The 22,536-nt window shown below is 41.4% G+C and carries 18 protein-coding genes and 1 pseudogene; 11 read left to right on the top strand and 8 right to left on the bottom strand.

All coding sequences use genetic code 11. The features are described 5' to 3' along the window. Both A3712_RS15625 and A3712_RS15630 read left to right on the top strand, forming a co-directional pair. Positions 1-1,876, top strand: a 1,876-nt coding sequence (locus tag A3712_RS15625; RefSeq protein ID WP_063524185.1) for a S9 family peptidase, incomplete at its 5' end; no start/stop codon positions are given. Between the two features lie 979 nt (positions 1,877-2,855). Next, positions 2,856-3,383: a hypothetical protein gene (locus tag A3712_RS15630; RefSeq protein ID WP_063524186.1), complete on the top strand. Its 528-nt coding sequence runs from the start codon at positions 2,856-2,858 to the stop codon at positions 3,381-3,383. A 412-nt stretch (positions 3,384-3,795) separates the two neighbouring features. Here A3712_RS15630 and A3712_RS15635 read toward each other — a convergent pair whose 3' ends face one another. Continuing rightward, positions 3,796-4,140 carry a 5-carboxymethyl-2-hydroxymuconate Delta-isomerase gene (locus A3712_RS15635; RefSeq protein WP_063524187.1) on the bottom strand — a complete coding sequence of 115 codons (345 nt, stop codon included), beginning with the start codon at positions 4,138-4,140 and terminating at the stop codon, positions 3,796-3,798. Between the two features lie 442 nt (positions 4,141-4,582). Beyond that, positions 4,583-5,101: a GNAT family N-acetyltransferase gene (locus A3712_RS15640; RefSeq protein WP_063524188.1), complete on the bottom strand. Its 519-nt coding sequence runs from the start codon at positions 5,099-5,101 to the stop codon at positions 4,583-4,585. 689 nt (positions 5,102-5,790) lie between these two features. Between A3712_RS15640 and A3712_RS27430 the strand changes: the two genes are divergently transcribed. From A3712_RS27430 to xthA, 3 genes and pseudogenes are all read left to right on the top strand, one after another. Further along, entirely contained in the window at positions 5,791-6,081 is a 291-nt protein-coding gene (locus A3712_RS27430) for a hypothetical protein (protein WP_231891826.1), read from the top strand. A 72-nt stretch (positions 6,082-6,153) separates the two neighbouring features. Then, positions 6,154-6,645, top strand: a pseudogene (locus A3712_RS27435) (tyrosine-type recombinase/integrase); the annotation flags it as partial. A gap of 137 nt (positions 6,646-6,782) precedes the next feature. Then, on the top strand, positions 6,783-7,589 hold the full coding sequence (gene xthA / locus A3712_RS15655; RefSeq protein WP_063524190.1) for an exodeoxyribonuclease III: 807 nt from the start codon (positions 6,783-6,785) through the stop codon (positions 7,587-7,589). 72 nt (positions 7,590-7,661) lie between these two features. On the opposite strand, the gene A3712_RS15660 is transcribed toward xthA, so the two are convergent. From A3712_RS15660 to A3712_RS15675, 4 genes are all read right to left on the bottom strand, one after another. Continuing rightward, positions 7,662-8,339, bottom strand: a complete 678-nt coding sequence (locus tag A3712_RS15660; RefSeq protein ID WP_004737413.1) for an ABC transporter permease — start codon at positions 8,337-8,339, stop codon at positions 7,662-7,664. Between the two features lie 2 nt (positions 8,340-8,341). Continuing rightward, positions 8,342-9,082 carry an ABC transporter permease gene (locus A3712_RS15665; RefSeq protein WP_063524191.1) on the bottom strand — a complete coding sequence of 247 codons (741 nt, stop codon included), beginning with the start codon at positions 9,080-9,082 and terminating at the stop codon, positions 8,342-8,344. A 79-nt stretch (positions 9,083-9,161) separates the two neighbouring features. Next, positions 9,162-9,932 carry an ABC transporter substrate-binding protein gene (locus A3712_RS15670; RefSeq protein WP_004737411.1) on the bottom strand — a complete coding sequence of 257 codons (771 nt, stop codon included), beginning with the start codon at positions 9,930-9,932 and terminating at the stop codon, positions 9,162-9,164. Between the two features lie 160 nt (positions 9,933-10,092). Further along, on the bottom strand, positions 10,093-10,863 hold the full coding sequence (locus A3712_RS15675; RefSeq protein WP_061034198.1) for an ABC transporter ATP-binding protein: 771 nt from the start codon (positions 10,861-10,863) through the stop codon (positions 10,093-10,095). A gap of 790 nt (positions 10,864-11,653) precedes the next feature. Here A3712_RS15675 and A3712_RS15680 point away from each other — a divergent pair. The 3 genes from A3712_RS15680 to A3712_RS15690 all read left to right on the top strand — a co-directional run bounded on the left by A3712_RS15680 (position 11,654) and on the right by A3712_RS15690 (position 16,980). Beyond that, positions 11,654-13,195: a DUF3360 family protein gene (locus A3712_RS15680; RefSeq protein WP_063524192.1), complete on the top strand. Its 1,542-nt coding sequence runs from the start codon at positions 11,654-11,656 to the stop codon at positions 13,193-13,195. A gap of 307 nt (positions 13,196-13,502) precedes the next feature. Further along, a complete protein-coding gene (pflB, locus tag A3712_RS15685; protein ID WP_063524193.1) occupies positions 13,503-15,779 on the top strand; it encodes a formate C-acetyltransferase in 2,277 nt (758 codons plus the stop codon). Between the two features lie 199 nt (positions 15,780-15,978). Further along, positions 15,979-16,980, top strand: coding sequence for a lipid A deacylase LpxR family protein (locus A3712_RS15690; RefSeq protein ID WP_063524194.1), 1,002 nt, complete (start codon positions 15,979-15,981; stop codon positions 16,978-16,980). Between the two features lie 37 nt (positions 16,981-17,017). Here the strand turns inward: A3712_RS15690 and A3712_RS15695 are convergent, their stop codons facing one another. Next, on the bottom strand, positions 17,018-18,898 hold the full coding sequence (locus A3712_RS15695) for a methyl-accepting chemotaxis protein (RefSeq protein ID WP_063524195.1): 1,881 nt from the start codon (positions 18,896-18,898) through the stop codon (positions 17,018-17,020). 263 nt (positions 18,899-19,161) lie between these two features. Here A3712_RS15695 and pflA point away from each other — a divergent pair, with 263 nt between their 5' ends. The 3 genes from pflA to A3712_RS15710 all read left to right on the top strand — a co-directional run bounded on the left by pflA (position 19,162) and on the right by A3712_RS15710 (position 21,588). Beyond that, positions 19,162-19,902 carry a pyruvate formate lyase 1-activating protein gene (gene pflA / locus A3712_RS15700; protein ID WP_063524196.1) on the top strand — a complete coding sequence of 247 codons (741 nt, stop codon included), beginning with the start codon at positions 19,162-19,164 and terminating at the stop codon, positions 19,900-19,902. 220 nt (positions 19,903-20,122) lie between these two features. Next, complete coding sequence (locus A3712_RS15705; protein ID WP_063524197.1) at positions 20,123-20,623, top strand: YfbU family protein; 501 nt, start codon at positions 20,123-20,125, stop codon at positions 20,621-20,623. Positions 20,624-21,018: 395 nt separating this feature from the next. After that, on the top strand, positions 21,019-21,588 hold the full coding sequence (locus tag A3712_RS15710; protein ID WP_063524198.1) for an outer membrane beta-barrel protein: 570 nt from the start codon (positions 21,019-21,021) through the stop codon (positions 21,586-21,588). 143 nt (positions 21,589-21,731) lie between these two features. Here the strand turns inward: A3712_RS15710 and A3712_RS15715 are convergent, their stop codons facing one another. Continuing rightward, positions 21,732-22,487 (bottom strand): MipA/OmpV family protein, encoded by a 756-nt coding sequence (locus A3712_RS15715; protein ID WP_063524199.1) that lies wholly within the window; start codon positions 22,485-22,487, stop codon positions 21,732-21,734. Positions 22,488-22,536 lie beyond the last annotated feature (49 nt).

Genomic DNA, 22,536 nt, shown 5'->3' on the forward strand with positions numbered 1-22,536 from the left:
AGAACAATTATTTGAAGAGATCAAAGGCCGAATCGCGAAAGACGACAATTCGGTCCCCGTTCGTAAAGGTAGCTATTACTACTCAAATAAAGTCACAGGTGACAACGAATACCCAATTCATTTACGCGAAAAACACTTTTTAGGAATAGACAAACAAGTTATTCTAGATGTTAACGAACTCGCCAAAGAACATGAATTTTTCAGTATTGGTGACCTATCAATTAGCCCAAATGAAAACATGCTGGCCTATGGCGAGGACACGCTGAGCCGTCGTATTTACACCATTAAAATTAAAGACCTGACAACCGGTGAATACCTAGACGATGAAATTGAAGGTGCTTCGAGCGCCATCGCATGGCAAAACGACAACCAAGCCCTTTACTACATCAAAAAAGATCCACAAACTCTACTTGGCTATCAAGTTTACCGCCACGTATTGGGCACTCCCCAAGCAAGCGATGAGCTGATCTACGAAGAAGCTGACAGCGCTTACTACACCAGCATCAGTAAGAGTAAAGATGGTCAGCAGGTATACATTTGGCACTCGAGCACAGAAACCAGTGGTGTTTCAATTATTGATGCCAACAATCCAAGCGCAAAAGCAGAAGCCTTCTACCCAAGAGAAATGGGTATTGAGTACAGCATCGCTAAGCTAAAAGATTGGTATTACATCTACACCAACTACGAAGCGGTCAACTTCCGTTTGATGAAAGCCACATCCGAAGACATTCATGACCGTTCAAAATGGGTCGATGTCATTCCAGCTGACGATAACACTCAGCTTGTCGATTTTGAGCTGTTTAATGATCATCTGGTTTACGAGCAGCGTTCAAACGGACTGGCTACAGTGAAGGTTCGTCAACTCTCTACAGGCAAAGAATTTCCACTTGAGTTCAACGACACCGCTTTTGCTGCCTACTTAACAAGTAACTATGAGCTAGATAACTCTAAAGTTCGAATCTATTACAGCAGCCTAACGACTCCTGGCACTTACTATGATTTCGACCTTAATACAGGTGAACCCGAGATCATGAAGCAAACACCCGTATTAGGTGATTTCGGTGCTGACAATTACCAATCAGAGCGAATCATGATCACGGCTCGCGATGGTAAGCAAGTACCAGTCTCTTTGGTTTATCGCAAAGATCTATTCAAGAAAGACGGCACTAACCCTATCTACCAATATGCCTACGGATCTTACGGGCACACTATCGAACCAACTTTTAGCTCAGCTCGTCTTAGCCTACTTGATCGTGGATTCGTTTATGCTATTGCACATATTCGTGGTTCAGAGATGTTGGGACGCCCTTGGTATGAAGATGGTAAAAAACTGACTAAACAAAACACGTTCAATGACTTCATCGATGTCACCAAAGGCTTAGTTGAAGAAGGTTATGGCGCGAAAGATAAAGTGTTCGCAGTAGGCGGCTCGGCTGGCGGTCTGTTGATGGGGGCAATCATCAACCAAGCGCCTGAGTTGTATCGAGGTATTGGGGCTCATGTTCCATTTGTTGACGTAGTAACAACCATGCTTGATGAATCGATTCCTCTCACAACCAACGAGTATGACGAATGGGGTAACCCTAACAATAAAACCTACTACGATTACATGTTGAGTTACTCGCCATACGACAACGTGAAAGCTCAAAACTACCCGAACATATTGGTGACAACAGGTCTGCATGATTCGCAAGTACAGTACTTTGAACCTATGAAGTGGGTAGCCAAACTGCGTGAGATGAAAACAGACAACAACGTGCTTGTGTTCAAAACCGACATGGAAGCAGGTCACGGTGGTGCATCAGGGCGATTTAAACGACTAAAAGAAAACGCACTGGAATACGCGTTCTTTTTAGATTTACTCAAGACTCAATAGATTCAACGTAAACGTAAGTCGTCACTTCATTTTATGTCGCCATTTTGTCTCTCCAAATGGCGACATACATTATTAAGCATGGTTAAATACCATTAACTATCAAACCCGCCAAATAAAAGATCTATATCTGATAGTTGATGCGATCTCACATCAATTGGGATAGTTAAGGTGAAGCCTGACAAAAAGATTCATTTTTCGCTTGCCAGTTAGAAAAATTTGAAACTCATTTTTGAAAAAAGCTTGTCGGCGATTTTTCTAAATTAGCAATCATCGGTATGGATCTAACTGATTGTACAGGTACAACTTAAATTCCTAGTGCAATTGTCGCTTGTGATATGGACAAAGAATAAAAAGAACGGCTCCCAATCCCCAATCGGGAGGCGTTTTTTCTATTCGCTCGATGTCCCTTCTAAATCGCGAGTAACCTTTATCACATCCATATTAGATTCTTTAGATACCTTCAATCCCTAGCAAACTATTGGACAGAAGCAATTTACACGTTCAGTCAATATATTTGTTATGAGAGCAGTTGGCAAAGAAAGTAGCTTGATGGGCTTATTCGGAAACATCACCCACAGGATAAACCATTCAAGGTTCTCAAGTCTTACGTATATTAATAGGGGCCAATTTGATTTTTGGTTACGTTTTGATGAGCCAAAACTGAAGTTGGCGAGAGTTTCGCCTTTCCGAGCTTACCAGTATCTTTGGAATTTATGCTGGAAATGAGATGCTCAAATAGGCATCCCAGAAACAGTTTCTGTTTTTGCAACAAGCTCTAATTGACTTTTGCTGCTTGGATCAAGCCCTACCTATGGTGAATTGTTCGATATGCGACCAATTAATTCCGATACCTAGGTCTTAGGGTCCGAATTAATATTAATTACGGCTCTAAGACCTATTATTATAAACTCACAATCGCTAACTTAACCCTGTTGCATATGGCAACCTTAAGTCATAATTTTAATTTTAAAGGGTTTTTATGAAACAGTTATTGATCATTTCATCCATCGTTGCGTCTATGTCATTTTCTAACCTTGCTTTTGCAACGCCTGGTTTTGAAACTACATCAGAACTTAGCACCAATTATAACATTACAGTCTGGGGAGGTTTTCAAAACACAGCTTACAAAATCCAAGCATATGATATTGATGGCAATAAACTGGGCCCGGCACAAGAAATTTGTACTCCAGATAAGGCTGATTCTAGTTGGTGCTCTGGTACCTTTACCTATAGTGTCGTTAACCACAAGGAAGGTAACTATGCGCAAATAACAGCTGGAAGTGCTAAAAGCCCGAATTACACAATGGAGTACTTACTAAATCTTGATAAACCCGAGGAGAAGCCAAGCATCTGTGAGCATTACCAAGACTTCATTGAGGGAGCGCAGTACGAACCGGGCGATACGGTAGTCTATAAAAATCTAATTTATGTTTCTACACGTTGGACTGACGGAGACAAGACACCAGATACACCATACTCAGGTTGGGAATTCGTTTCCAGGTGTTAAAGGTTGAGAAACCCGTGTCATTTTGTAGGGCTTTTTCTCAATAATTGAGCTTTGTGTTTTTTACAAGGCTGTAGCAAAGTTTACATACTTAAATGACACTTGTGGCAAACTTCGAAACTCGCTCGGAGTTTGCCCCAGTTCTGTGGGGATCCAAAGAAACTGCCGACAAAACAGATTTTAGGCACTTTCGCTCTAGAAAGTACCACGGGGTAAGAGTTCAGCCTGTGAAGCTTTTGGACAAAAGCTTGCCAGCTACATGACTAAAATAGAATGTAACGGATTAATTGAAGTATGAAAAAGTAACAACAAACAAAACGGTGAGGGTTGCTGGCACGTAGTTTTGCATGTTTTTTGCAAAGCGCGTAATCGTAAGCCGAATCCGCGTTGAGTTGCTTTTTAATAGACCGTTACGCTACAACATAGAACGATTACAGTATGTAGCCTTTTCAAAGTCACAAATGTTCATAGCAATATTAGGTATATCAGGAAACAAAGTAGCGAGTTTACTGACGATTTTCTGTGATAGATTTGCTTTTTGTTCCGTTGTTCTACCTTGCATTATGTGGGCAAAGACATGGATGAAGTCTTCTTGTTTATTGCCTACAGAGAATTTTTGAAACGGGTTTAACCTAACTTTTATATCGCTTTCATCAAATAAACCTGTTTCGTTTGCTACAAGATGAATTTGTCCAATAATAAATTCTTCATCATGGGAGTTAAGGACATTTTCAGAGCAGTCCATTACAAAATGTGGCATTAATTCTCCTAGCTACAACTTTCAATACTAACAATATTAATAACAAGCAGTCTCGTTTTCCTACTAGAGCCACTTTCGATTAATTATCATAACTCACTAAAGCCTAAATAAAACACATCAAGGTTTGTCTCTTTCATCACATAAAAGTTACAAAACCAACCATCGACGAAGCCAGACCAAACACTTAATAAAAAATGCCACTTTCCATATTCGAACTTAATAAACTGCGTAGATATACAGAAAAAAGCGAAGATGGCAAGGAAATCAGCCACAACTTGATATTAGGTTTTATACGGAAAACGCACGCCCACTATAGGGTGTTGAGCATTTTATCTAAGTGACTTTGGAGCACTTCTGAGTTTCGAAGTGCCATCTATTAAGGTTCTGGATATCTCTTACTGACAAGGCTTACCATCTAATCACACTGAGGATTGTAACGCTTTTACGAGTATCCGTTCCCGATAGAATCTTCGACTTCACTGACTAGTGTTTTGTGCATTATAAAACTATCAACATAACCAAGCTTTCGGTGAAGATAGGCTAAAGGGATCGTGCCTATTATGGTAAAACCTAGTTTCTTCCACAAATTAACCGCCACTTCATTAGAGGACACTACAGAATTAAATTGCATAGCCCTAAAATCCAAATCAATGGCAGTTTCCAGCGAGTGCTCACACAACTTTTTTGCAATTCCTTTGCCACGAGACTGGCTTTGCACCATGAAACCACAGTTGCAGATATGACTACTAGGCCCCTCTGCATTTCGTTTTATGTAGTAACTCCCTAGAACTTGGTCACCTTCTACATAAACAAATGTCTTTAATGGGGACTTACACCACAGTTCGAAGGCTTCCTCGTAGTTCATTGTAGGGTCGAATGCATACGTTTCTTGCTCTTCGATTATCTGTTTGAAACATGGCCAGAATATTTCAAAGTCGTCATCTTTTATCTCTCTTATCACTTTACGTCTCCTCTAAAAATTTTATACAAGTTATATCGGATTAGAGATAATGTTCAATAACATAAGTTAAGATATTGATTATGTTTATCCTACAAAGGGTCGCAACTTCAATATTTCGCTGAAAAGTAGTGAGTAAAAATGTAATCACCAAGTCAAATGAGCTATTCATATGTAAACCGTTTTTTTACGAATTATTTAAATGATATTTATAGGTAGTCTAAACACACTTTGGGGGCAAAAAAGAGTTTAGAGCCTATGACCTCATGTTCGTGATCACATGTGATTTTACTCAAACTATTTTACTTGATAACTCCCCTAAAGGCTGCCGCCTGTGAACTCCACTTAAGCACGCTGCTTAATCTCATCGATCACAGCATTCGCGACCGCTTCTGCCATCATACCAGCCATCGCGAATTCATCATCGGAGCGCGAAGCCTTTAGCTTTTAGTTCTGTTTCTATCTTTTTTAATGAGCTTTTGCCCATTGCCATTGTTACTTACCTGCCAAAACGGTTGTTTATATACACATGCGGTTTTCTCATAGACGGGCAAATACTCGCGCTGGTACAAAACGGAAGTTCAGATGCCATCAGCAGACATGAAACAAATAATTAGCAGCCAAATGTAGAAAAAACTCCACAACACCAAACTCTGATTGTAAAAAGTTTTTGTTTAAGCGGCGGCAAATTATTGGATACCTGCGAGATTCCGTATCCACTAAGAAGAATTAATAGTTTTAGCCTACAGAACGCAGATCTCATCGAACTAGAAACGAATGAAGCAATAATGCTGTTTGATAAGAACGATGCCGTAAGCGGAAGCTATCTAATCAGCATTGATGACCGTCATTCAATCAACGAAGTTCAGATCCTGCCGGGTAAACTATTGGTCGAGTTCAACGGAACAACCATCGAAACACAGGACGGTGATATTGCTTGGTTAAAATCTATATTCAATAAGTTAATCAAGCTCAATGAGTAGAAGTTACCTAACCCTGTTGATGGTGTAGAGCCTACTAAAAAAGCAGAATCTGAAGTTACTTTTTTAAGTGAAGAGCAGATCATGCACTTGTTTGAGGTAATTAAAGAAAGCAAAGTCGCTGAAGATCTCACCGCCATTTTCAAGACTTGTTTAGCTACTGGGGCACGTATCAATGAGGTAGTAGAAATAAAAGGCAGCCAGTTGCTTAAGCACAAGCTGACTTTCACTAATACTATAGGTAAAAGAAACCGAACCGTTCCAATATCAAATAAGCTTGACAAAGAGCTTCACAAGCCAACAAATGATAAGCTTTTTAGCTGCGGTTATGGTGTCGCGCATAAGTGGCTAACAAAATCCCTACCCGATTTACCAAAGGGTCAAGCAACTCATGTTTTGCGCCACACTTTCGCCAGCCATTTTATGATGAATGGTGGTAATATTTTAGTATTGCAGAATATTCTAGGGCATCAAAAAATTGAGCAAACCATGATTTATGCTCACTTTTCCCCGAACTATTTAAGTGATGCAATCACCTTTAACCCCGTCACTCAATACAGCCTATAGCACCCTCAAAAAGTGGCTATGAAGTGGCGATGAAATTAATTAGGCATGGTTAAACACGGTTAACCATGGCATTCACTAAATCAACAAACCCTTGATAAATAAGTAATCATAATGGTTTGCAAGAGGTATAAAAATAAATGAAAGTAATTAGCTTCAACATCAATGGCCTAAGAGCTCGCCTTCACCAACTTCAAGCGGTTATCGACAAACACCAACCTGACGTGATTGGTTTACAAGAGATCAAAGTACACGACGAGGCCTTCCCAGTTGCTGATGTTGAAGCAATGGGCTACAAGGTCTACTTCCACGGCCAAAAAGCACATTACGGTGTCGCAATGCTGTGTAAGCAGGAGCCTATCTCTGTGCAGAAGGGTTTCCCAACAGACAATGAAGACCATCAAAAACGTATGATCATGGCGACGTTTGAAGATGTAAATGGCGAAAAAGTTACTGTACTAAATGGCTACTTCCCTCAAGGGGACAACATCAAGCATGAAACCAAATACCCATACAAGCGTGAATTCTACAAAGACTTGATGACCTACCTAAACGACTATCATAATAAAGATGAGCAAATCATCGTGATGGGCGACATCAATATTAGCCCTATCGACGCAGATATCGGTATCGGTGAACCAAACGCTAAACGTTGGTTGAAAACAGGTAAGTGTTCGTTCCAACCAGAAGAGCGTGAATGGCTAAAAACATTGATGGATTGGGGTTTTGTGGACAGCTTCCGTCTACTGCACCCTGAAGTTAACGATCAATTCTCGTGGTTTGATTACCGTTCAAAAGGTTTTGTAGACAACCGCGGCCTTCGTATTGACGTGGTACTAGCAACTCAAAAACTTGCTGATAAGTGTACTGAAGCAGGCATCGACTACGAACTACGTGGCATCGAAAAACCATCAGATCACGCACCGATTTGGTCAACGTTTAAGTAACAAGTTAAACAGTCTCTCCTAATAAAAACGGCGCTCAATGAGCGCCGTTTTTATTAACTATGCAGAATGCTATTAACTAAGTGGTCTTAGGTAGGCTAGGAAACGTTTCTCTGCGTATTTGAAGATCGCAATGATGATAAACGTTAACGCCATGTAGAACAGACCTGCTGTTAGGAAAGATTCAAATGGAGCGTAGTAACGAGAGTTAACCAAACGCGCTGCACCTGTTAAATCCATGATGGTTACGATACCTGCTACCGCAGAGCCGTGAAGCATGAAGATAACTTCGTTACTGTAAGCTGGCAGTGCACGACGTAAAGCACTCGGTAGAATGATACGACGGTAAGTCTTCGGTGTACTCATGCCGTATGCTTTTGCCGCTTCCACCTCACCTTTAGGTAAGCCGTTAATTGCACCACGGATAATTTCAGCCGTGTAAGCAGAAGTATTCAGAATGAATGCCACCAACGCACAGAACCAAGCGTTTTCCCATAAGGTATCTTTCACAGGGAAGAACTGATCCATGCCGTAATAAATTAAGTAGAGCTGTACCAGTAAAGGTGTGCCACGAAAGAAATAGATAAACGACCACGCAGGTGCGTTAATCAACATATTGTGGCTGTTGCGAGCGATAGCTAATGGTATGGCAACAAACAAGCCAATAATCAAAGCGACGCAAACCATCCAAGCCGTTGTCCATAGACCACCAAGGTAAATCGGTAGGCTTTCAATTATCAATGAAAAGTCCATAACTACCTCGCGTGGATGCTGAATTTGCGTTCAACAAGTTTAAGTAAACCAGTCGATACACTAGTGAAGAACAAGAAGATAAGTGCCACTGCCATGTAGAAAGTAAATGGCATCTTAGTTGAACCGGCAGCTAATGCGCTAACACGTACCATATCTTCTAGGCCGATAATGGAAACCAAAGCCGTGGTTTTAAGTAAAACTAACCAGTTGTTACCAAAACCAGGTAAAGCGTGACGAATCATTTGTGGTAGTAGAATACGACGAAAAGCTAACACAGGGCTCATACCATAAGCCTTTGCTGCTTCCATTTCACCGCTATCGACAGCCATGATCGCACCACGGAACGTTTCTGCCATGTAGGCGCCAAAGATGAAGCCTATGGTTAAGACACCAGCAACAAAAGGGCTGACATCAATATAATCAGGTAAGTAAGAGGTCCACTCATGGTTAGGATCACTGGACGTGAACCACTCATTGAGCCACTCATTGATGGAATACAAACTGTTGTTTAAAAGGATCTGCCCACCAAAGAAAATCAGCATCATCAACACGAGATCGGGAATGCCTCGAATGACGGTTGTGTATAGAGTTGCAATAGCACGAGCCCAGCGATATGGCGCAAGCTTTGCCAAGGCTCCTAACATACCGAGCACCATAGCTAAAATGAGCGACAGCAAAGCAACTTCGATTGTAAGCAACGCCCCTTTCAGGATCGATACTTCATATCCTTGTAAATCAAACATAATGAATTCCAACAGAACTGCGAAAAAGTTGGTAAGACAGGGAGAGGATAGTCTCTCCCTTAAGAATTGACGCCAGAGATTACTGACCGTATACGTCGTAGTTGAAGTATTTAGCCGCGATATCTTGGTAGATGCCTTTTTCACGTAGAGAAAGGATTGCCGCATCTAGCTTCTTAGTTAGGTCTTTGTCTTGTTTACGTAGAGCAATACCAAAACCTTCACCGAACCACTTAGGATCTGTTAGTGACGGACCAACAAACTCGTACGCTTCACCGCCCGCTTTATTCAGTACACCTTCTTCTAGAGCAGAAGCATCACCTAGTACAGCGGCAACACGGCCGTTTGCTAGATCAAGGTAAGCTTCGTCGAAAGAACCGTAACGAACGATTTCAACCGTGTCACCGTAGTTGTCTGTTAGGTATTTATCGTGAGTTGTTGCACGTTGAACGGCAATTTTTTGACCGCTTAGATCATCGAAGTTAAGGCCTGCGCCTTTCTTAGCGATGAACTTGTTTGGGATAAGTGCATATTTACCAGTGAAGTCGATTTTCTTCTTACGCTCTTCAGTGATAGACATTGCCGCGATGATCGCATCATATTTACGAGCAAGTAGAGAAGGAATGATACCATCCCAGTCTTGTGCAACGATCTTACATTGCACCTGCATTTCAGTACAAAGCGCGTTAGCCATGTCCACGTCGAAGCCTTTTAGTGAACCATCTGCTTCTGTCCAGCTAAATGGAGGGTAAGCACCTTCAATACCAAAGCGTACTGTTTTCCATTCTTTCGCTTGAGCTACGCCTGTTGCCGCAGTTGCAGCAAGTGCCGCGACTAATAACCACTTTTTCATATCCCTACTCCTGTGATTTAGGTTTTTATGTTTTGCTAGTTTTAATATTGTTTTGCTTATTTAAATGTGTTGCTGTGTTTCATTGTTTATATTACTGCCATTGACATTAGTAGTAATGTTTCAATTCTGTTCTATTACGCCATTCACTTGCCAAGACCAATTAATAGATCGAGGAGATAAATTGTTGTAATCGCTCAGACTCTGGGTTCGTGAACAGTTTAGCTGGATCGCCCTGTTCTTCCACTAGGCCTTGATGTAAGAACATCACATGGTTTGATACGTCACGAGCAAAAGCCATTTCATGTGTTACCACAAGCATGGTTCTTCCTTCTTCTGCTAGATCACGCATTACCCCAAGCACTTCCCCAACTAATTCAGGGTCAAGTGCAGATGTTGGTTCATCAAACAGCATTACTTCAGGATCAACCGCTAACGCTCTTGCAATCGCAGCACGTTGTTGTTGTCCACCAGATAAGTGACCCGGATAGTAATCTTTACGCTCATACAGGCCTACTTTCTTAAGTAGTAGCTCTGCATTTTCAATAGCTTGTGCTTTAGGTACACCTAAAACATGAACAGGTGCTTCAATGACATTTTCGAGAACGGTCAGATGAGACCAAAGGTTGAACCCCTGAAAAACCATCGCCAAACGAGAACGGATTCGTTGAACTTGTTTTTCATTAGCAGGGACAGATACACCCTGGCGGTTATTTTTCATCTGAATTAATTCACCATTAACCCAAATCTCGCCTGCAGTAGGTGTCTCTAGAAGGTTGATACATCTAAGGAAAGTACTTTTACCCGAACCTGAAGATCCGATAATCGATACCACATCGCCTTTATGCGCAGAAAGTGAAATTCCCTTTAAAACTTCATTTTGACCAAACGTTTTGTGTAAATCCTTTATGTCCAGCGCCGGTACATCTTTCATGCGCTTTCTCTCCCAAGTTTGTGAAAATGCAAGGTACTCCGACCTTTTCATGCGATACAAACTAGCACCACACCGATTAACATGCAACAAATTATTAACCTAATAACATGGAATAAATAGCACTTAAATCTGACTTATTATGCAAAAAGCAGCGTTTTAACCTCAGCTTTATGAATGAATTCTATCAATAAGCTATAAATCCGACGCTTACATTGTTTAAATAAAGTTAACCAAAATGAGATTCTCGTAGCCCAATGTCTCACAAGAAAAACAAGTTTGGTGAACAAAGAGGTGTCGTTGAAAGCGAAACCATAAATGCGGATTCGGCAAGCGGCACACTCTATGAGCCACAATTATTTTAACGCTCCCGTATTGTAAACAGTTGACCCAGGTATGGTTGAAGGTAGGTAAAAATGAAATGACTCAATAATAATCAGTCAATCAGAGCACTCCGCCGTTAGCTATGCTTTGTAAAAGGAGGAAACGCCAATTTATGAAAAAAAATTACACTATTTATCAACATTACGTTAATAGAACGCTGCATTTTGTAGCTTTCTTTCACATTCACTCATAAAGTGATCAAGATCAATCACCCTAAAGGGTAAGCTTGTTAGACTCCTCAACACACAATAAGGCATCAAAAATGCCATACATTTCTTTTAACTTAGATGCATAAAGCACATCAACACCGTGCAACAAAATGTTAATGAGTTTTAACTAATAAATAACATAATTACGCGAAATTATAGAATTCAATTTTGAATTACTTACATAAAAATATGAGGAATCTATGTCAGACGTTGTCAATAATGCGAACTCTGAAGTAGAAGAGAAAAGCTATAAAGAGCTACACCGCTCTGCTTCTGAATTTGAGAACCGCTCAGATTATCTAGATCACGAACTTCAAATCATGAAGCCTCGTCGCTTTGGCCTAAACCTTCCAGGCCGTGATTTCCGCTTTGAACTCGAAGACCTTGTTCCTGCACTGGCTGGTACCATTGGTATCATCGCGATGTACTCTGCAGTAATGATGTCTTGGGCCGAAGGTCTAACTCAAGCTTGGGATCACGTAAACCTTGGTAAAGAGTTTGCTATCGAAGTTGCTCGTGTAGAAATGCTTATCCCTGCACTGCTATTCTGTATTCTTGCTTCTGGTTTCTTCAACCCTAAAGCAAACCTCGCCGGTAACCACGGCCCAATGATTCCTCTTATCGGTACCATCGCTCTCGCTGGTGCTCACCCTCTTGCATTGGCAATCCTTATCGGTGTCTTCGGCCTTATCCTAAGCTTCCTTAAAGGTGGGTCTAAGCTCGTCAACCTGACTTCTGAAGGTACTGCGGGTGGTTTGCTCATCTTCTTGGGTCTAACCGGTACAATGAGCCAAATCAACTCAATTCAAGCTTGGGCGGTTGGTCTTCAGTCTGACACTGTTGCCGCTGGTAGCATGGGTTACATTGGTTTGATTGTTCTTGCCGTTACCATCGGCTTATACGCATTCCTTGCTAAAGTGAACAAGCGTTGGTTAGCAATCCCTGTTTGTGCTTTCACTGGTCTAGCTATTGCTTTAGTACTTGGTGCTGGTTTCGATATCAAATTCGTAACTGAAACAGGTATTCCAAACCTAAACCCAATCTACTGGTGGGGTTCTACTGAAGAAGGTTGGATGCTTGGTTTACCAAACGTTGAGCACTTCATCGCTTCTCTACCATTTGCAATCCTAGCGGTAGCAATGTGGTCACCAGACTTCCTAGGTCACCGTATCTTCCAAGAACTGAACTACCCTAAAAAGTCTGAAAAAGTTCTGATGGATGTTGATGACACAATGACTATGTGTTCAGTTCGTCAAATAGTAGGTACAGCAGTTGGTGGTGGTAACATCACTTCATCTTGGGGTACTTACATGATCCCAGCGGCTATCGCGAAACGTCCAATCCCTGGCGGTGCAATCTTGCTTGGCTCTCTATGTGTTATTGTTGCGATTCTTGGCTTCCCAATGGACGTAGCAGTATGGCCACCAGTTATGCGTGTTGCGCTACTTGTAGGTGTATCTCTACCTCTACTTGAAGCGGGTATGCAGATGGTTAAAGATTCAAAAGATTCTCAAGCAGCTGGTATCTGTATCTTCGGTTCAGCGGTCGTTAATCCTGTACTAGCATGGGCACTGACGATGCTTCTAGATAACAACGGCCTAATTGGTGATAAAGAGCGCGCTAAGCGTCTATCATTTGTAGACAAGATTGTTATCCCAGTTGGTGTTTTGGTTATCTGTCTAGTAGCAATGCTTGCAGTTGGTATGCTAGAAAACAAATATGGTCTAAAAGCTTGGCTATAATCTCCTTTACTACACAAAAGAAGTAACCGGATTAAAAAAAAGTTTGGGTGGCAACCCCTGTCACTCAAATTTTTTCAACTTTTTTTAGTATTTATTGATTTAGTTTAAGGTTTGCAGAAATTTTTTAGCTTAGTCTTGATCACATAGAGTAAAGACAACATATAAAAAGTAGTGACAATATATATAACCATATGAAGCACATATGCTCATATATATTGTTGTTAATAAGAGTGTACTACCCTTACGAGGGGCGCTGGATCAACAGTGTTAATGTACGTGTTTTTTCTACTAAAAAGGTAGGTATGTCATGGCAGAGCAATTTGCTAAAGCTTGGGAAGATTTTGCTGCAGGTGAGTGGCAAAGCGAAGTAAACGTTCGTGATTTCATTCAAAAGAACTACACGCCGTATGAAGGCGACGAGTCTTTCCTAGTTTCTGAAGGTACTGAGGCTACTAACAAGCTTTGGGCTTCGGTAATGGAAGGTATCAAACAGGAAAACGCAACTAAAGCACCTGTAGATTTCGATACTTCTGTTATCTCTACCATCACTTCTCATGATGCGGGTTACATCGAAAAAGATCTAGAAACTATCGTTGGTCTTCAAACAGAGAAACCACTTAAGCGTGCGATCATCCCTAACGGTGGTATTCGTATGGTTGAGGGTTCTTGTAAAGCATACGGTGAAACTCTGGATCCAGCTGTTTCTAAAATCTACTCTGAATACCGTAAAACACACAACGCGGGTGTTTTCGATATCTACACGCCTGACATCCTAAAATGTCGTAAGTCTGGAGTTCTAACTGGTCTTCCAGATGCTTACGGCCGTGGTCGTATCATTGGTGACTACCGTCGTGTAGCTCTATACGGTATCGACTTCCTAATGAAAGACAAGCAAGCTCAGTTTGCTTCCCTTCAAGAGCAATTCGAAAACGGCGAAAATCTAGCAGAAACAATGCAACTTCGCGAAGAGATCTCTGAGCAACACCGTGCTCTAGGTCAAATCAAAGAGATGGCTGCTAAGTACGGCTTCGATATCTCTGAGCCAGCTCAAACTGCTCAAGAAGCTATCCAATGGACTTACTTCGCTTACCTAGCGGCTGTTAAGTCTCAAAACGGTGCTGCAATGTCTCTAGGTCGTACTTCGACTTTCTTAGACATCTACATCGAGCGTGATATCGCTGCTGGCAAGATCACTGAAGTTGAAGCTCAAGAAATGATCGACCACTTCGTAATGAAGCTACGTATGGTTCGTTTCCTACGCACCCCTGAGTACGATGAGCTATTCTCTGGCGACCCAATCTGGGCAACAGAGTCTATGGGTGGTATGGGTATCGACGGTCGTACGCTAGTAACGCGTTCTAACTTCCGTTTCCTAAACTCTCTATACACTATGGGTCCTTCTCCAGAGCCAAACATCACTGTTCTTTGGTCTGAGCAACTACCTGACGGCTTCAAGCGTTTCTGTGCGAAGGTATCTATCGATACTTCTTCTATCCAGTACGAAAATGATGACCTAATGCGTCCTGACCTAGAGTCTGATGATTACGCTATCGCTTGTTGTGTATCTCCAATGATCGTTGGTAAGCAAATGCAGTTCTTCGGTGCTCGTGCTAACCTTGCGAAAACAATGCTTTACGCAATTAACGGCGGTGTAGATGAGAAACTAAAACTTCAAGTAGGTCCCGTTTCTGACAAGATCACTGACGAAGTTCTTAACTACGATGACGTAATGGCTCGTCTAAACACATTCATGGACTGGCTAGCTAAGCAATACGTGACTGCACTAAACAGCATTCACTACATGCACGACAAGTACAGCTACGAAGCGTCTCTAATGGCTCTTCATGACCGTGACGTTCGTCGTACTATGGCTTGTGGTATCGCTGGTCTATCTGTTGCAGCTGACTCACTATCTGCAATTAAGTTCGCGACTGTTAAACCAATCCGTGACGAAGATGGCATCGCAACTGACTTCGAAATCGAAGGCGATTACCCTAAATACGGTAACAACGACGCTCGTGTAGATGATATCGCTTGTGAACTAGTTTCTACGTTCATGAACAAGATCCGTAAGCTTAAGACTTACCGTAACTCTATCCCTACACAGTCAGTTCTTACTATTACATCTAACGTTGTATACGGTAAGAAAACAGGTAACACTCCAGACGGTCGTCGTGCTGGTGCTCCTTTCGCTCCTGGTGCTAACCCAATGCACGGTCGTGATGAGAAAGGTGCTGTAGCGTCACTAACGTCTGTAGGTAAACTACCGTTTGCTGATGCACAAGATGGTATCTCGTACACGTTCTCTATCGTACCTAACGCTCTTGGTAAAGATGCTGAAGGTCAAAAAGCGAACCTTGCAGGCCTAATGGATGGTTACTTCCACCACGAAGCCGGCATTGAAGGTGGTCAGCACCTTAACGTGAACGTTCTTAACCGCGACACTCTAGAAGACGCAGTTAAGCACCCTGAGAAATACCCTCAGCTTACAATCCGTGTATCTGGTTACGCTGTTCGCTTTAACTCTCTAACTGCAGAGCAACAAGCTGACGTAATCGCACGTACATTTACTGAATCTCTATAAGCTCATGCACGATAGACAGTAAATAATAATTAGCCTCGCCAATGTGCGGGGCTTTTTTATATTCGTTCCCAATCCCAACAACATCCTCCATCTCCCTTAATGTTAGATTGAGCAAAAAGGCGCTTTCTATTCACTTTTTTCCACAAACTCAAGCAAAGTACGGTAATATCGCGGTTCATAATTTAAGAGTAACTGCTCCATGAAATACCTTCGTTGTTTACCCCTAGTCCTTCTCTCTTTTTCATCTTTGGCGTCTGAACGCTCTACGGTCACTTTCGCACTAGACAATGATGGAGTTTTTGGCGTTGACCAAGACTATACCAACGGACTGTTTCTGGGTTACACATCATCAAGCATTACGCCATACGGTTGGGTAAAACCCTTAAGTCTTTCATACTGGGGCGCAAGCTCTTTAGATAAATGGGAAATCACCCTTGGCCACAAAATGTACACCCCTTCTGATATCGAATTAGAAACGCCATCAGCGAATGACCGCCCATACGCAGGTTACTTGCATTCAGAATTCAACTACATCAGTTTGAGCCCACAACAAGCTCAGCGTTTTAACATCACTTTTGGTACCACCGGCGAACGAGCGCTTTCTGAAGATGCTCAAAAACTGGTTCACTCAATCACTAAATCAGATGAGCCTCTGGGTTGGGAGTACCAAGTTGATGATGAGTGGACAGGCAGCGTTGGTTACCTAAGCCATTTCAATCTCATGCGTAATCAAGCGTTGGCGAATACTGATTTCGAGATTTCTAACGTTTCAGAAATTAACGTGGGTAACTTTAGAAGTGATATTTCAACAGGCTTTATGTTCCGTTGGGGTACTGACCTAGGTGGTAACTTTGGTGCGGCTAATATCACGAGCGAAAATCCATTTAGACCAGGTATGATAGGCGCATCGAACAGCGGTTGGTTTACTTATGCAGGCCTAGAAGGCCGCTACCGTTTCAATGACTTAACCATTGAAGGGGATCGCTATGGTGTTGATGAATACGCAAATAAAAATAATGAATATCCAGCTATATACGATGTGACTCTAGAGAACGTTCAAGCGACAGCTGTCATGGGTGTGGCTTGGTACAACCAATACGTTGGTGCCTCATTCGCGCTAACCGCAAAAACTCCGGATTACAAAGAAGCGACCAGCGATATTTATAGTACAGGGGGCATATCCCTGTTTGCTTTTTTCTAAATAGAAAGCTCAAACGAATTCCTATTGTTTTTTATCACTACACATCAAAAAGCTGACAGTCACTATTTAACTTTGTCGAACTCTGGTCAACGGCTTGACTCGTATCTCTAATAATACTGGTGCTCTCTTCTAATTCTTTCATTGAGGTAGAAATCTGCACCATACTGTCTGCCATTGATTGACTGGTTGTTGCCAATTCCTTTATCGACGCAAATATTATCTCTGTTTGATGGCTGACTTCATCCGATTTCTCAGTAATACGCTCCAAAGCCTGCATCGCTTCCATGCCTTTTTTCTGCCCAGCTTGTATGGAATCACTTGAATGCACAATGTACTGTATTACTTTCGAACTCTCTTTCTTCATGGTTTCAATAGTACCTGAGATTTCACCAACCGCATCTACTGTCCTTACAGCTAGACTCCTTACTTCATCGGCAACGACCGCAAAGCCTCTCCCTTGATCTCCTGCTCGGGCTGCTTCAATCGCTGCATTCAACGCTAATAAATTTGTTTGTTCTGCTATACCATTAATTATATCCATGACTGAATCAACCTTGGTTGAAGCCTGTTCTAACTGTTGAATATGACCTGCTGCAGAATTTAGAATAGTCGAAACCTCTTCAAGCGTTCCTATTGCTTGTGTAATAATAGCTCCTCCCTCTTCAGCAGCTTGGTTTGATGAGCGACTAATATCGGCCACAAACTCTAGTGAATTTGAAACTTCTTTCGTTGTAACACTTACTTCTTCTGTAGCTGATGCGAGCAACTGTGTTTGTTCTAATACTTCAGACTGGTTGACTATGAGTGAATCTAAATTTGTATCAAGTTTGGCTGCATCATCCGATAGTGCTTTACTGCTTACTTGCACACCTTCCACCAAATGACCTAAATTGATACAGCTTTGATTAATTAGAATCGCCAGTTGATTAAATTCATCTTTGGGATTGCTAGTAATTATCATACGTTTCGATAAATCACCACCCGCGATACTATTAAAGACATCGGTAATTGCCGCTATTGTTTTAGAAACTGAAACACTCAAAATAACAAAGCTAGCAATGATAATGAGCGCCAGTACACTACAAGCACCAAGCACTGACCACTTAGTCTTATCGGCGGCTATTTGTGCAGTCAAATGATACTGCTTGCTAATCGCTTTTAAGCGACTATCGATGTCTTGTACGAGCAAAATCGCTGACGCTTCATTTTGCGCTAATTTGTGCTCAAGTCTACCTAGCTCTTGGGAAAGTCGGTTTACTCGCTTAAACGTTGTTTTAAAATCTTCGACTTCTGTCTGGTACAAATCTAGCATTGCGTATGTATTAGAAACATTCTCAAAGCCAGTCATAGCATCGTTAAACAAACTAAGGCTTTGCTCTGAAGGCGAGAGTAAATAATTTTGCTGAGCCTTTATCATGGCTTGAAAGTCTGAATTGACAGTTACCATTCCGGTTTCTTCAATCTTAAATTCAATAGTTGCAGCTAGCACCTTCAGCCTACCAAGCTCGCCATCATCAACATTAAAGCCAAGTTCAGAAATTACTTTCAACCAGGACTGAACTGATAACTGAAACTCCTGAACTACAGCGGTAAGTTGCTCAGCCTGATTCTTCAATCCAACTTCAACAAGAAGAACTTTATTTTCCTCAATGCTATGTGAGAGAACTGAGATATCTTCCTTCACCAGATTAACTTGGCTGCGCTCTAAATCATCCAACATCCCAGCAAGAGTTAATAATCTAACTTCTATTCCCACAACTTTAGACGACCCAGCAGAAACACTATTACTGAAGTCGTATTGTTTCATGAGTGAAGAAAGTCGGCTGGCTGTATAAGCACCCAGCAAGACAAAGCCCAGAGTAGATAAAACTAATAGTAGAATGATCTTACTTTTTTGAGTGATGGCAGGTAGAAGCATGAAGGTGTCCTCGACTTTATCAAAACATTCATACTGGTGATATTAATATCACTAGTATCACAATTGTCAATTTTGACATCTAGTCAACGCCCGCCTAGCTCACATAACAGATCATTCGCGTAATAAAAAAACAGCCCTGTTAAACAAAAAAGAAACATAAGTCCAAAGTTACACTTCGTTAAGAACTTATCTTATAACTCCTCTATTTTAACCCTACTTTTTGTAATAAAATAACCGTATCCCACACAATTAGAGAATAGCTCATGTCTACAACTGGTCGCATTCACTCATACGAATCTTGTGGTACGGTCGATGGCCCTGGTATCCGCTTTATTGTATTTCTACAAGGCTGCTTAATGCGTTGTATGTACTGCCACAACCGCGATACATGGGACCTACATGATGGCAAAGAAGTCACTGTAGAAGAAATCATCAACGAGGCGAAATCTTACCGTCATTTCATGAAAGCTTCTGGCGGTGGCATCACCTGTTCTGGTGGTGAAGCTATGCTACAGCCCGAGTTCGTCCGTGACTTCTTTCTAGCTGCTAAAGCGGAAGGTATCCATACTTGCCTCGATACCAATGGCTATATTCGTAAACACACAGAAGTGGTTGATGAAGTATTAGACGCCGCTGACCTTGTGATGCTCGATCTGAAACACATGCGTGATGAAATTCACCATGATTTCATTGGTGTATCTAACAAACGTACACTCGATTTTGCCCGTTACCTCCACAAGATTGGTAAAACGACTTGGATCCGTTACGTGATTGTTCCTGGATATACAGACACACCAAAAGATGCACACCTACTTGGTGAGTTCATTAAAGACATGGATAACATCGAAAAAGTAGAGCTGCTTCCTTATCACAAACTGGGTGCGCATAAATGGGAAGCACTTGGTTTAGACTACCCTCTTGAAGGCGTAAACCCGCCAAGTAAAGAGACAATGGATGAAATTGTTGCGGTTCTGAGCCAGTATCATTCTAACGTAAAGTACTAATTCCAACAGTACTCACATGTGTTTCAAACGCCTCAATTTCGATTGGGGCGTTTTCTTTTGTAGGCTAGACATTCCTTTCACTTTTCTTCACAGCTTTTGTTTATCAATTCAAAAAATCATATTAAATCCGTGTTGAGATCATGTTTCCACTCGTAGGAATGCTGTTACTCTTACTTCAACAAAAGAATACAACATTTAGTTTTTTAGTGAGGCTTCTCCCATGGAAATGACCAATGCTCAGCGTCTAATTCTATCAAATCAATACTACCTAATGTCTCAAATGGAGCCTGAGAACTCTGCTAAATACCAACGTCTACAAACGATTGTAGAGCGCGGTTACGAACTTCAAATGCATGAGCTTAACAAAGAGTTTGGTTGTTTGACTGAAGTAGAATGTCGCGAAATTATCGACATCATGGAGATGTACCATGCAATGCAAGAGTCGAACAAAATGCTTGAAGAAGATGAGCGTAAAGAGGTTGATCAGCGTCGCCTACAGTTTTTAGGTTTCGACATTGCATCTGAAGCACAAATCGTACACTACGTACGTTTCCTTGTTGACTCTGAGGGCCTTTACCCTCAATTCGATAAAGCGGATCACCACTTCAATAGTCAAATGCCAATGCTAGACAAATACCGTCGCATGCTAACAACATGGCGCAACTGCCCTCGTCAGTACCACCTATGTGCGACAGAGCTATCTCAAATCTTTAGTGCTTAATTAATAAAAAGATAAGCCTCAGCTTGGCTTAAAAAGTTTCAGGAAAGGGTTGCTCATCAAGAGTAACCCTTTTTTACTGTCTGAATATAAAGAGAGAAAACAGGAACTATTTAGCAACGTGGATATGAAGTGAATTCTGCCCACAGAAAATGGTAATGAAACATGCAGATAAGATATTAAACATCGAGCCGTTTCCCATTAATTTCTCTGATATCGCCCATTAAATAATGAGTATAAGCCAATGACTTGTAAGCAATAAGGTCATTCATCTTTATTAATTATATATCGAGGCTTTTAATACAAATTAAAAATCACCACACTTATTTTGAACAGTGTATTTTATTCTAAAGAAGTCGCTAGAATGCTCACAGAAATTATTAACCAGAGCGATAAAAATGAGAAAATTCATCCTTATATCACTAGCTATTCTATCGGCTTCATCTTTCGCAGCTAACGACATGTACGTACTTGGGGGCGTTGGCATTAATAAAGATGACGGAGGTCTACAATTCACTGCTGGCTCACAGATTCTTGATACCAATTTTCATCTTGAATCAACAATGAATTACATAGATTCCGACAGTAAAATGGTTACGCAGGATATACACGGTGACCTCACTAAGTACAAAGACAATTTCAAACACTTCAAAATGTCTTTAGCCCCAGTATATAAATATAGCTTCGATGAGTCTTTTGCTATCTACGGTAAGGTTGGTCTTGCGTACTCTAACTTCAATTCTAAATCAACGAGAACCGATAAAGATGGTTCAGTTAATAGCAAGTACTCAAATAGCGAATGGGGGCCGACTTACGGCATCGGTGCTGAATTTAAATCTATACAACCAATGTTCGGTAACTCGAAGTTTATGGCTCGTGTTGGTTTCGATTACTACGACTACAACTCAGGTGGCCTAAGCCTATTCAATGAGGGGACTCTTGGCCTACAAGCTGGATTCACTTTCTAAGGTATTAAGTAAAAAGTTTTACAGTCGTTGAACAAGTTATCGTAATTACGATTTTTGGTATCTTAACCTTAACCGCGCTGTACCTGACATAAATAAAAGGGTAACTCATCATGAGTAACCCTTTTATGTTTTCTTCTTTTTAACTAGAAAACGTAAGCAACACCAACGTTTGCCGCCATATTAATGCCGCTTTCTAAGATTGGACTGTTCTCGATATCGCCCTCTAGGTTAGTGTAACGAACACCACCCGTAAGTCGGATACTTGGCGTTACATGTAGATAACCACCCAGACTAATAAAGTACTGGCCATCCCAACCAGCATCAAATTCCTTTAAATTCGTTCTTGCAGCTTCTGCTGAGCTCACACCGTATAAATGATTATTTAAACGTTCACCATTATAAGCATAACCAATTGAAGGCGTAATCGCCCAACCACTACGGCGAATAGGTAGACGCCATGCTGCCTCAGCATAAAGCCCATTGTGTTGAAAGCCAATGTCTGAACCAGCTGTCGCTTCAAACATTCCAACGAGAGTAATCAACTGATAGCTTATCCCGCCTAGTACTGAAGCTTTGCGCTCATCTAGGTTCTGGATATCAACGTTGCCAGAATCACTGGGCTTCAAGGTTCTCGGGTCATAAACAGCTCGTAAGACAACATTTTGTGGTGAGCCTGCTGGTAATAAACGATAACCAGCACTAAAGCCACGCATAAAAAAGTACTCACCTTCATAACCTATCATTGGAATAACTGCACGGTTTGACGGCGTATCTTTATAGACAGCAGGAGAGTAAGAGGCTGCAACCCCTAAGGACCACTGTGATATTTGCGCATGAGCAGCTGTCGTCCCCAATGTTGTAGTAACGATAGCAATGACTTTTAGCCAATGACTTTTCACATTTTTTCCTAATAATGAGCAAGTTTAACAAGATGGTACATTGTACAAC

It is taken from the genome of Vibrio sp. HI00D65 (assembly GCF_001635455.1).
GTDB lineage: Bacteria > Pseudomonadota > Gammaproteobacteria > Enterobacterales > Vibrionaceae > Vibrio.

Coding starts and splice junctions, on each gene's coding strand:
- A3712_RS15675 (WP_061034198.1), bottom strand. CDS start 10,863: ATGAAAGATGTACCGGCGCTGGACATAAAGGATTTACACAAAACGTTT.
- A3712_RS15630 (WP_063524186.1), top strand. CDS start 2,856: ATGAAACAGTTATTGATCATTTCATCCATCGTTGCGTCTATGTCATTT.
- pflA (WP_063524196.1), top strand. CDS start 19,162: ATGTCTACAACTGGTCGCATTCACTCATACGAATCTTGTGGTACGGTC.
- A3712_RS15635 (WP_063524187.1), bottom strand. CDS start 4,140: ATGCCACATTTTGTAATGGACTGCTCTGAAAATGTCCTTAACTCCCAT.
- A3712_RS15695 (WP_063524195.1), bottom strand. CDS start 18,898: ATGCTTCTACCTGCCATCACTCAAAAAAGTAAGATCATTCTACTATTA.
- A3712_RS15680 (WP_063524192.1), top strand. CDS start 11,654: ATGTCAGACGTTGTCAATAATGCGAACTCTGAAGTAGAAGAGAAAAGC.
- A3712_RS15670 (WP_004737411.1), bottom strand. CDS start 9,932: ATGAAAAAGTGGTTATTAGTCGCGGCACTTGCTGCAACTGCGGCAACA.
- pflB (WP_063524193.1), top strand. CDS start 13,503: ATGGCAGAGCAATTTGCTAAAGCTTGGGAAGATTTTGCTGCAGGTGAG.
- xthA (WP_063524190.1), top strand. CDS start 6,783: ATGAAAGTAATTAGCTTCAACATCAATGGCCTAAGAGCTCGCCTTCAC.
- A3712_RS15660 (WP_004737413.1), bottom strand. CDS start 8,339: ATGGACTTTTCATTGATAATTGAAAGCCTACCGATTTACCTTGGTGGT.
- A3712_RS15710 (WP_063524198.1), top strand. CDS start 21,019: ATGAGAAAATTCATCCTTATATCACTAGCTATTCTATCGGCTTCATCT.
- A3712_RS15690 (WP_063524194.1), top strand. CDS start 15,979: ATGAAATACCTTCGTTGTTTACCCCTAGTCCTTCTCTCTTTTTCATCT.
- A3712_RS15705 (WP_063524197.1), top strand. CDS start 20,123: ATGGAAATGACCAATGCTCAGCGTCTAATTCTATCAAATCAATACTAC.
- A3712_RS15665 (WP_063524191.1), bottom strand. CDS start 9,082: ATGTTTGATTTACAAGGATATGAAGTATCGATCCTGAAAGGGGCGTTG.